This window comes from Tardiphaga robiniae, from assembly GCF_013359755.1.
GTDB classification, from domain to species: Bacteria; Pseudomonadota; Alphaproteobacteria; order Rhizobiales; family Xanthobacteraceae; genus Tardiphaga; species Tardiphaga robiniae.
The window spans coordinates 26,219-35,085 of sequence record NZ_JABMCJ010000053.1 but is presented as its reverse complement, the minus strand read 5'-3'; the positions used below and the strand labels follow the sequence as shown (position 1 = coordinate 35,085).

14 protein-coding genes are annotated in these 8,867 nt (G+C 60.7%); 7 read left to right on the top strand and 7 right to left on the bottom strand.

All coding sequences use genetic code 11. The features are described 5' to 3' along the window. Positions 1 to 450: 450 nt before the first annotated feature. Positions 451 to 1,158 carry a hypothetical protein gene (locus HP556_RS00645; RefSeq protein WP_175365519.1) on the bottom strand — a complete coding sequence of 236 codons (708 nt, stop codon included), beginning with the start codon at positions 1,156 to 1,158 and terminating at the stop codon, positions 451 to 453. A gap of 229 nt (positions 1,159 to 1,387) precedes the next feature. On the opposite strand from HP556_RS00645, the gene HP556_RS00640 reads away from it, so the two are divergent. Then, positions 1,388 to 1,717, top strand: coding sequence for a DUF6949 family protein (locus HP556_RS00640; RefSeq protein ID WP_175365525.1), 330 nt, complete (start codon positions 1,388 to 1,390; stop codon positions 1,715 to 1,717). A gap of 48 nt (positions 1,718 to 1,765) precedes the next feature. After that, positions 1,766 to 2,296 (top strand): gamma carbonic anhydrase family protein, encoded by a 531-nt coding sequence (locus HP556_RS00635; RefSeq protein ID WP_089264916.1) that lies wholly within the window; start codon positions 1,766 to 1,768, stop codon positions 2,294 to 2,296. A gap of 77 nt (positions 2,297 to 2,373) precedes the next feature. Here HP556_RS00635 and HP556_RS00630 read toward each other — a convergent pair whose 3' ends face one another. The 3 genes from HP556_RS00630 to HP556_RS00620 are packed head-to-tail and all read right to left on the bottom strand — an operon-like array spanning position 2,374 to position 3,084. Then, entirely contained in the window at positions 2,374 to 2,547 is a 174-nt protein-coding gene (locus HP556_RS00630) for a hypothetical protein (RefSeq protein WP_170849843.1), read from the bottom strand. Continuing rightward, positions 2,516 to 2,794, bottom strand: coding sequence for a hypothetical protein (locus tag HP556_RS00625; RefSeq protein WP_175365518.1), 279 nt, complete (start codon positions 2,792 to 2,794; stop codon positions 2,516 to 2,518). The genes HP556_RS00630 and HP556_RS00625 overlap by 32 nt, the downstream gene beginning before the upstream one ends. A gap of 8 nt (positions 2,795 to 2,802) precedes the next feature. After that, positions 2,803 to 3,084 (bottom strand): hypothetical protein, encoded by a 282-nt coding sequence (locus HP556_RS00620; RefSeq protein ID WP_093762019.1) that lies wholly within the window; start codon positions 3,082 to 3,084, stop codon positions 2,803 to 2,805. Between the two features lie 109 nt (positions 3,085 to 3,193). Between HP556_RS00620 and HP556_RS00615 the strand changes: the two genes are divergently transcribed. The 3 genes from HP556_RS00615 (at position 3,194) to HP556_RS00605 (ending at position 4,307) form a co-directional block, all read left to right on the top strand. Then, positions 3,194 to 3,490, top strand: coding sequence for a hypothetical protein (locus HP556_RS00615; RefSeq protein WP_175365517.1), 297 nt, complete (start codon positions 3,194 to 3,196; stop codon positions 3,488 to 3,490). A gap of 155 nt (positions 3,491 to 3,645) precedes the next feature. Further along, the gene (locus HP556_RS00610; protein WP_175365516.1) at positions 3,646 to 4,002 is read left to right on the top strand and encodes a hypothetical protein; all 357 of its coding nucleotides are present in this window, start codon (positions 3,646 to 3,648) and stop codon (positions 4,000 to 4,002) included. A 65-nt stretch (positions 4,003 to 4,067) separates the two neighbouring features. Further along, positions 4,068 to 4,307: a hypothetical protein gene (locus HP556_RS00605; RefSeq protein WP_175365515.1), complete on the top strand. Its 240-nt coding sequence runs from the start codon at positions 4,068 to 4,070 to the stop codon at positions 4,305 to 4,307. 255 nt (positions 4,308 to 4,562) lie between these two features. On the opposite strand, the gene HP556_RS00600 is transcribed toward HP556_RS00605, so the two are convergent. From HP556_RS00600 to HP556_RS00590, 3 genes are all read right to left on the bottom strand, one after another. Further along, the gene (locus tag HP556_RS00600) at positions 4,563 to 5,186 is read right to left on the bottom strand and encodes a transglutaminase-like cysteine peptidase (RefSeq protein WP_093762025.1); all 624 of its coding nucleotides are present in this window, start codon (positions 5,184 to 5,186) and stop codon (positions 4,563 to 4,565) included. A gap of 331 nt (positions 5,187 to 5,517) precedes the next feature. Then, on the bottom strand, positions 5,518 to 6,132 hold the full coding sequence (locus HP556_RS00595) for a PilZ domain-containing protein (RefSeq protein WP_089264909.1): 615 nt from the start codon (positions 6,130 to 6,132) through the stop codon (positions 5,518 to 5,520). A gap of 149 nt (positions 6,133 to 6,281) precedes the next feature. Beyond that, a complete protein-coding gene (locus tag HP556_RS00590; protein WP_175365514.1) occupies positions 6,282 to 6,839 on the bottom strand; it encodes a PAS domain-containing protein in 558 nt (185 codons plus the stop codon). A gap of 587 nt (positions 6,840 to 7,426) precedes the next feature. Here HP556_RS00590 and HP556_RS00585 point away from each other — a divergent pair. Together HP556_RS00585 and HP556_RS00580 are read left to right on the top strand one after the other, a co-directional pair. Continuing rightward, complete coding sequence (locus tag HP556_RS00585) at positions 7,427 to 8,200, top strand: rhomboid family intramembrane serine protease (protein ID WP_231080204.1); 774 nt, start codon at positions 7,427 to 7,429, stop codon at positions 8,198 to 8,200. 237 nt (positions 8,201 to 8,437) lie between these two features. Further along, complete coding sequence (locus tag HP556_RS00580) at positions 8,438 to 8,866, top strand: CBS domain-containing protein (RefSeq protein WP_175365513.1); 429 nt, start codon at positions 8,438 to 8,440, stop codon at positions 8,864 to 8,866. Position 8,867: the final 1 nt, after the last annotated feature.

Sequence of the window (8,867 nt, the reverse complement as noted above, 5' to 3'; positions counted from 1 at the left end):
TGCGGAAGACCGCATTCGCATCAGGCCCAAGGGTGCAACGGGCACCCGGCGTTCCGCACGCCCTCTCACCAGGGGGCAGGAATGCGAGACACGACGGCGCCCCCGCGCCGCAAACAATGGGGGCGATGACGCATGTCTGAAGAACAGTGGCTGTTTGATAGTTGAATCTGTGATGGCGCGATGAAGGCGCCGCCCCCACAGGTGTCATCCCCGGGCTTGACCCGGGGATCCAGCTTGGCCCGCACACCGTCGCACAAGACAAGGTGGATGGCCGGGTCAAGCCCGGCCATGACGTGGGGAGAGGCCTGGGATTATTGCGAAGCTCGCTTCGCGCCATCTGGCTATGACGAGTGAGAGGGTTACGCAAGATCGTGGGATGGAGTGAGTGCAGGCGCATCGCGCAGACGCTCACCCCACATCCTACGATCAACGCAATCACGACGAGGGCATTTACCGCAGCCCGCTGAGCTGGATCGTCAGCCGATCCATCGCATTGCCCACGTCGCGCCATTGCGCGAGCCAGCTACGTGGAAAGCGAAAGATGAGATCGGCGCCGCCGATGCGTCGTTCGCTCATGCACATGCCGGGCGTGGCGCCGTCGCGTGTACAGCGCGCCACCAGCGCCGGCGTCGTGCCGAGATAGAGATCTTCATTGCTGTAAGGCGAGTTGTCGCGGAATGGCTGCGTGGTCAGGCCGTCTTCGCTTGATGTCGCGCGGTCGATATAGCGCGGATAGATCGTGCGCAGACGGGTGTCCGGCGAGGTCGCATCGTGATGCGCCGAGATCGAGACGAAGATGCGATCAATCGGCTGCGCGTTCTCGTCGAAATTCTCGACGCTGACATGCCTCGGCAGGTTGCTCGCTTCGAGCGATGGATAGACATAGCTCAGATCGACGCGTTCCTGCGGCCCTGAATGTTTCTGCACCTTACGGCGAAACGCATGGGTCGGGACGTTGAACAGCGTGGCGCCCACGCTCACCGGAATACGGTCGGGATCGCCGGGCTTCTGGCTCTGCCAGGTCGGCCACAGCAGATACGCGACCACTACGATAGCGGGGGCCGCAAGTGCTGCACCGATCAGCATCGGTACGACGTGGTTGCGGCGGTGGCGGCGCCGCGGCCGCGTCGTCGGGTGGGTCGGAAACAGCAGAGACATGCGCACGCTAAATTGGAACTGGGACGGTGTACCGGGTGGGCGAATCAACCGCGAATATGCCAGCCGATGGTTAACGGCCTCGCGCACCTCGCCGCAGGCGGTATCCGGGAGCCATGCACCGCGCGCGGTTCCCGACCGCGCCGTTAACCCTTTATTAACGTTATGCTGGCGGGGAGCTTCGCATTTTGCGATGCAGGGCGGTGTTTGTATGTGCCGTGAAAGAGCTTCGATGTCCCCCGATGCGTTGAATTCATTCTTCCAGCTATGCATTGGCTTCGCGCTCGCAGGCGCCATTGCAAGCGCCTATCAGGCCTTTGCCAAGCGTCCCCCGAGCTTCAGCCTGCTCCAGCAGGGGCCGTCCCCTGAAGCCTTCGCAGCCGTGCCGCTGCTGGTCTTCACGGCGCCCTTCATCATCATGCGCAATACCTTGCGCAACGGCGCGGCCGAGCAGCATCGCGTTCAGTTCGTGATGATCGCGACCGTGCTGTCGGGCATCTGGAGCCTGATGTCGGGCACCTTGATCGTGATGACCCTGGAAGCGCTGGGCATACTGGCCTAAGCGCAAGAATCCGTGGCAGTGTCTCCCGCAAAGGGAGACCACTCAATCATGGCAATCTACGAACTCGACGGGCAGGGACCGGATCTTCCGGCCAGCGGAAATTACTTTATCGCCGACACGGCCGATGTGATCGGCAAGATTCGTTTGCTGGAGCAGGCGAGTGTCTGGTTTGGCGCGGTGCTGCGCGGCGACAACGAATGGATCGAGATCGGTGAAGGCTCCAATGTGCAGGACAACTGCACGTGCCATACCGACAAGGGCTTTCCCCTGACCATCGGCAAGAACTGCACCGTCGGCCACAATGTCATCCTGCACGGCTGCACGATTGAAGACGGCGCGCTGATCGGCATGGGCTCGATCGTGATGAACGGTGCAAAGATTGGCAAGAACAGCATCGTGGGCGCCGGCTCGGTGATCACCGAGGGCAAGGAATTTCCGGAGAATTCGCTGATCATCGGATCGCCGGCGCGCGTCATTCGCACGCTGTCGCCGGAGCAGGTGACGGCGATGGGCAGCGCGGCGCGGTTCTACGCGGCCAACGGCCCACGCTTTCAGAAGGGTCTCAAGAAAATCGGCTAGAGCGTTTCGAGCGAAGTGGGCACCGGTTCGCATCAAGAAAACGCGTCTCAACAAAAAGCCAGAGCCTTGCAGCGCGATCACGTCCCTTCGGACTCATTGGCTTCTGTTTCGCCGGCCACGCGCTCGTGGCCGGCGCTCCATAGCGAATGTTCCTCGGTGCCGTCCTGATAGGGATTGGCCTCGGCAGGAATGCCCTCACTAGCGGCACGCTCGCCTTCCTCAAATGGATCTTTTTGCGGATCGTTTGGCATGGGCCTTCTTCCTTGCTGGACGTGATGGGGCGAAGCGCATCGCAGTGTTGCGGCTTGACGCCGATGATGGACCGGCGGCTTTCACGCTCTTGCGAAGCGCATCCTTGAGATCGATCGGAACGCCGTGCTTCTTCAGGAGGTCGGCGAAGGCTTCATCCGCGAGTTCTTGCGTCGTCGCCATGCGGTCGCGGCCGAGCTGGATGAGCTTGTCGAGGGTCTCGTCGTCGAAGTCGATCAGCTTGCGCATGACATCTGCTAACTGAGGCCCGGCTTGCGCCAGCGCGATCGCTTGCGCGTCGGGTCGAATACTTTCTCCTGATGGCGATGCAGTGCCTGTGCAACGCCGAGCCGCGCGAAACTGATGGGGCCGCCGTAGTCGGCCGCCTCGATCAGGCAATGCATCGCGGTCTGCCACTCCTTCGCATCGTGTTCAGATGGTGACAGCTGTGTGATGTAAGCGCCGGCGTCGCGCAGCGACACCAGCGTGTTGCCGTCGGGCAATTCGATCGGTTCGCGAAACGGCTTGTCCCAGGACACGCAGGCTTCTCCTCGGCAATGTCAGGGGATTCAAGCCGCCGGCGCCGAATTCGTTCCCGCAACGGAACCCGTTTCCGCTGGTCTCGTTGAACGCCAAAGGAGATTTCCAATGGCGCATTCCTCGAAACTCATCGCGGCTGCAACGGCTACCGTCCTGTTGTCGTCAGTCGCGGCGTTCGCCCAATCCGGCAGTGCAGGTGGCGGCGCGACGGGCGGCGCCGCGGGTACCAATAGTGCAGGCACGGCGAATGCGAGCGGTGGACGCGCCGCGACCGGGATCACGGCAGGCGCGAGCGGGACCGGACAGGCGTCGCCCGATGGCAAGCCGGCGACGGGCGATGCAGCGGTCGATGCGCAGGATCGTGCCGTCGATCGCAAGGTGAAGAGCATCTGCAAGGGTTGCTAGCGCAACGTTGCGCGACAGGCGTTCAGCAACACACCGTAACCGACAGTCGCGAACAAGTGACGGCTATTGATCGTCGCACCGTGGCGGTTCGCGAACGAAAGAGCTACCTATCTAACAGGGGCGCGCTGTGAGTGACCCGTGACGGAGTGTAGTTGATGTTACGCAAATTGGTGTTTGGTCTGTTGACCCTTGCCGGAGTCGCGCTGGTCGCGCCGACAGCCGCATCGGCGCGCGGTGGCGGCGGATTCCACGGCGGTGGATTCCATGGTGGTGGTGGCTGGCATGGCGGCGGCTTCGGCCGTGGATTTCGCGGTGCTGGAATAGGATTGGGATTTGGCCTCGCCGGCGCCGGTCTTTATAGCGGCTACTACGGCTACGGCCCCTATGCGTATTACGGTGGGTACCCCTACGCTTATGGCGGTTATGATGACGAAGGCGGATGTTACATAACGCGTAAGCGTGTACGGACACCGGCTGGATATCGGGTGCGTCGTGTCGAGGTTTGTGACTGATTGGCCTTGAGCGACGCCACCTGATTACCTCAACGGCTCCAGCATAGCTGTGCTGGAGCCACATCATGGCTGGTCCGATTGTCTGGTACGCGTTTTGCAAAATCGAAACGATGACCATGACCCTCGACATTGCCAATCTCACGCTGCTGTTTGTCACCACCGTCTTTGCGCTGGTGATGGCTTTCGTCTGGATGTTCTGTGAGTTCGAACGCCGGTTCGGGAAGCGGTTGACAGCGACTGCACTCGTGCGCTTCGGCTATCGGCCCGACGGCACCATCGACCGAAACGCAAATCGCCGCGACTAGCGCGGCGATTTTCTTGTCTGTTCGTGTTCCTCGGACGTCAGTCCGGGATCAGTCAGGTACGTTGTAGTTCGTCAGCCAAACCTGCGTCTGTTTCCATCCATTGTCGGCCGCTTTCTGTTCGGAAGCTGCGCGAGCACCACCACCCCAAAAAGTTGCGGCCAGCTCTTGGGGGAGAGCTGGCCGCGCGCGATCCGGTCTGGGACGGGGAGGGGTGGGGATGTGACCGGGTCGCGTGTCTCCAATTCGTGTTGTTGTTTAGCGATCCCGCGCGCTGGCCGTAGCCACTGCAGGACGGTTGTCGCCGAGCGAGACCCACACATTCGGATCGCTCTGTGACTGGCGTTTGACGAAGCGGTAGCCGGTCTCGGTCCAGGCGAGGACGTTCTCATTCTGGTTGTCCAGAACGTATTCGCCCTTGTCCGTCTTCACCGTGAGCACCGCGTGGCCTTCGCCCTTCTTGTCGCGCACCACGGTGATCAGCAGCGCCTCACGTGGCCAGCCTGCTTCGATCAGCATCTTGCGCTTAAGGAGCACATAGTCTTCGCAGTCACCGTAACCGTCTGATGGCAGCGACCACTTTTCGATCACGCCCCAATGATCCATGTCGGTCATTGGCTTGATGGTCTCGTTGACCCAGCGATTGACCCGCACCAGATCCTTCCACGCAGTCTGTGTGATGACGATGTCACGTGCTTGCGTCGCACCGCCGCGGCAGTCGGTCGGATTGTCTGAACAGAATTCGACCCAGCCGATCGGTGCGCGTGTGCTGTCGCCCAGGCTTGCGTAGAGTTTTTCGTTGCCGGCACGTGCCGACGAAGTCACTCCAAGAAGGACTGCTAAAACGGCCAGTCCGAAGTATCGCCCCTTGTTACCAAACATTGTGGCCCCCGTTTTCTTGTTGGGACCATGTTTCGCACAAAGGATTTTCGTCGCCGCTAAATCGCTCAAGTACAATTGAAGCGATTACAAGTAAAAGGCGCGGCGAATTCGAACTATACTTGAATCGAATGTGATTCAAATTTTAGCTAATTGTATTTGAGTCAAATTTTACGCGTTAATGGCTTGAATGCTGCAATTCAGGAACTTGCGTGCGCAAAGCGGCGTGAAATTAACCCCTCGCGACCGCGTGCAGAGGACGCGCAACGGTATCTGCTGACGCGGATGGCGCCTTCAGGACATTGAAAAACGAGGATCGGGGGCGTTCGGCCGTTTACCGGGCGTTGACGCTGTCTTCGAGCGTCTCTGCCAACTGCTCGTGGAAGAACTCCAGAGCGAAGCCTTCTTCGAGATGGCGGACCACGCGGGACTGGATTCGGCCGAGCATGACAATCGAATTCAGCAGCGGGCGCTTCTCTGCCGCAATGGCGGCGCCGGACAGCGACAGGTCGATAATGCGGCCGTTCATCTGGACGCCATCCTCGAGGGTGAGGAGCACCATCGGGTTGCGCGGCACGATACGGTCGTGGCGGCGGTCTTCCGGCAGATTGAGAATGTCGCGGTTGGCCAGCCAGGTCAGCTGGGCTGCCAGCTTGTCGCGTTTGCGCGGTGTCGCTCCCACGGTCATGGCGAAGCCGTTGTCGATGATCCGGGTGATTTTACCTTCGACGCGGCCGATATGGTCGAGATAGGCGATGACGCGGTCGCCCACATTGCCGATGCCGGGACCGAGCAGCGCGAGGCCGCCGGGCGACATATTGATGACCTGACACGGAAATTCGCGGCGATCCGGCAGCATATAGCGGCCAAGCAGGTGCACTTTCACCCGCTGAAAGCGACGGCGTTCTTCTGCAGACGGAAGAATCGATTTTGTTTGCGCGAACGCCATCAGTGCCGTGCCGGTGATGCGGGTCGAGTTTCGACCGACCCTACGGCCCGTAGGGTTAACGCCGCGTTAGCAAATACCGAACTGGCGCAACCAGTTGGCGTGATTGTTCTGCGCGACACTTATAATGAGCAGCGTACGTAGAAGGCTGCTCAGCGCAGCCCTTCATAGACCATCAGGCCGCGGGCAACCTGCAGTTTGCGCAGGGCGCGCGGCGCAAAGCGCTGCGGCTGGTGGGCGAGATAGCGAAACGACGTCAGCTGGAATGCGCCGAGCCGGCCGCGGACTTCATACATGGGCGCCAGCAGGCCGGTCAGGCTGATAGGGGAATGCGCGCGCGTCGCGAATGGCAGCAACAGCAGTTCTAGATGCGCCTTCTGACCGAATTCGGTCATTGCGGTCACGCCAGCGACGGCGACGAGCTGCTCCTCGGATACGACGGTGATCATGTCCCGGATCTCGTCGCGACACTCGGGCGCGAACAGCAACGGAAACGGCTCGTGCTTCAGGTCGCGGCCGAGCAGGGCACAAACTCTTGTGCCGGCCACGCGGAACGGGAATTCGACGGGCTGGTCATAGGACAGCACGAAGATGTCGCCCAGCAACTCGCGAACGGGGCCGGGTTCCAGCTCGCTCCGATCGGGAGCGCGTGCAAAACCGCGTTTGTCGTCCCAATAGGCGAAGAACGCGCGGCTGGATGGATGTTTCATTCGCCTGATCCTGACCCGGCTTGCAGTGGATCGGGGACATTTCTGTCCCGAATCCATCCATCGCTCGCCGCTACATGTTGTGCAGATCAGTCATTGCAGCGTCCATGCCGAAGGCGCGTTTTCCACCGCGTTCGGGCGGGTATCCGCCGTTAAGGTTAAGTTTACTATGATTGTTAGGATCTCATTAACCGTCCGGTTTCGGAGCGGGTGGACCGGTTCGCCGTTAACTCTAAGTTAAGCATGCGCTTGGCAACGCGGGGATTGCCGGTAGTCTCCTGCTCACTCCAGAGCGGAGCGGACTGCTCCAGCAGTTCGTGACGCGCTTCGATAAACAGGTGGCTGAAAACAGAATTGGTCGTCACGCGGGGAGGGGTGGGGATGTCGGCTTGTCCGGCACACCGGGACATCCATCCGCGGGAAAAGATCAAGACGGACCCGGGAGAGCCTTTCTCAGAGGCTCTCCCTTTTTCTTTTCAGGCGGGTTTGCTGCCCCGCGGCGATCCCGAGCTTGCGCGGTACCGGCAAAGCCGACTATCTGGAGCATCGCTCGCCAGAGCCGCTGACAGGCCGTTATCCCCTTGGACACCTTGGATTCCCCCGCTCCCCCGCGCGAACCGATCCTGACCCTGCCGGGCGCCCTGACGGCTTATGTCGGGCTTCTGGCGGTGATCCACATTATCCGCATGCTGCTGCCGGTGGATCTGGAATACTGGACCATTGAGGTCTTCGGTTTCATTCCGAAGCGCTACGACCAGACGCTGCTGTCGATGCCGTTTCCCGGCGGCAATGGCGCCAAAGTATGGAGTTTCGTCACTTACTCCCTGTTGCACGCCAATCTCAGCCATATCGGCTTCAACGTGTTGTGGCTGCTGCCGTTCGGCAGCGCGCTGGCGCGGCGCTTCGGCGCGGTCCGCTTCTTCATCTTCATGGCGGTGACGGCTGTGGCTGGTGCCGCCGCGCATCTGGTTACCCATGAACACGCGCTCGCACCGATGATCGGCGCCTCGGCTTCGGTCTCCGGCGCGATGGCGGCGGCCATCCGTTTTGCCTTCGTGCGCGGCAGCTTTCTGTCGTTCAACCGCGGCGATGCCGATGAAGCGGCACGTGTGCCGGCGCTTCCGCTGCTGCGTTCATTGCGCGATCCACGCGTGATCGGATTTCTGGCGGTCTGGTTCGGCGTCAACATCATCTTTGGCGTTGGCTCGATTGCGATCGGTGCAGAAGGGGCGAGCGTTGCGTGGCAGGCGCATATCGGCGGCTTCTTCGCCGGGCTGCTGCTGTTCTCGCTGTTCGATCCCATTCCGAGGTTGCAGCGCACGGGGTCGCAAACGTCGTCTCCGGACATCTCCGACCTGCATTAAGCGCGTACCGGCTTCTTGCGAGGCCGACGCATTTGATCCATCTTATGTATTCGACAGGTGACTCACGTTGGCAGGTTCGGCCCTTGAGGTCGATCCCGTTCCCGGCGCGAACGGTGTTTCAGTGCGATCACCACATCTGAACGACTGTTGAACTGCGCTGTTACACTGCATCTGTCTGACGACCCTAGAATGAAAGACCGCGCCCGACAAAGGGCATGGTCGACTTAGGAGGCGACAATGACGGTACGTGCAATTCTCGGTTCCAAAGGCCACCAGATCATCAGCGTCTCGCCGAACGATAAGGTCTCGTCGGTAGTGCAGATGCTGTCACAGCGAAGAATAGGTGCCGTGCTGGTGATGAGCCATCACCACATCGATGGTATCCTGTCTGAGCGTGATATCGTGCGGGTGATCGGAGAGCGCGGCGCCGCGGCGCTGGATGAAGACGTGAGCGCCGTGATGACGCGCAAGGTCATTGGCTGCAAACCGGCCGATACGGTCGGTGCAATCATGGAAAAGATGACGACCGGAAAATTCAGGCATCTGCCCGTTATCGAGGACGAGAAGGTCGTTGGCCTGATCTCGATCGGTGACGTCGTCAAATTTCGCTTGCGCGAATTCGAACGCGAACAGGAAGCGCTGCGCGAATATATTGCGACGGCCTGAG

Bases quoted from the DNA above. Each gene is read 5' to 3' on its own strand.
- HP556_RS00605 (WP_175365515.1), top strand. From the start codon at position 4,068: ATGGCTGGTCCGATTGTCTGGTACGCGTTTTGCAAAATCGAAACGATG.
- HP556_RS00610 (WP_175365516.1), top strand. From the start codon at position 3,646: ATGTTACGCAAATTGGTGTTTGGTCTGTTGACCCTTGCCGGAGTCGCG.
- HP556_RS00635 (WP_089264916.1), top strand. From the start codon at position 1,766: ATGGCAATCTACGAACTCGACGGGCAGGGACCGGATCTTCCGGCCAGC.
- HP556_RS00600 (WP_093762025.1), bottom strand. From the start codon at position 5,186: ATGTTTGGTAACAAGGGGCGATACTTCGGACTGGCCGTTTTAGCAGTC.
- HP556_RS00645 (WP_175365519.1), bottom strand. From the start codon at position 1,158: ATGTCTCTGCTGTTTCCGACCCACCCGACGACGCGGCCGCGGCGCCGC.
- HP556_RS00595 (WP_089264909.1), bottom strand. From the start codon at position 6,132: ATGGCGTTCGCGCAAACAAAATCGATTCTTCCGTCTGCAGAAGAACGC.
- HP556_RS00615 (WP_175365517.1), top strand. From the start codon at position 3,194: ATGGCGCATTCCTCGAAACTCATCGCGGCTGCAACGGCTACCGTCCTG.
- HP556_RS00590 (WP_175365514.1), bottom strand. From the start codon at position 6,839: ATGAAACATCCATCCAGCCGCGCGTTCTTCGCCTATTGGGACGACAAA.
- HP556_RS00630 (WP_170849843.1), bottom strand. From the start codon at position 2,547: ATGCCAAACGATCCGCAAAAAGATCCATTTGAGGAAGGCGAGCGTGCC.
- HP556_RS00625 (WP_175365518.1), bottom strand. From the start codon at position 2,794: ATGCGCAAGCTGATCGACTTCGACGACGAGACCCTCGACAAGCTCATC.
- HP556_RS00580 (WP_175365513.1), top strand. From the start codon at position 8,438: ATGACGGTACGTGCAATTCTCGGTTCCAAAGGCCACCAGATCATCAGC.
- HP556_RS00640 (WP_175365525.1), top strand. From the start codon at position 1,388: ATGTCCCCCGATGCGTTGAATTCATTCTTCCAGCTATGCATTGGCTTC.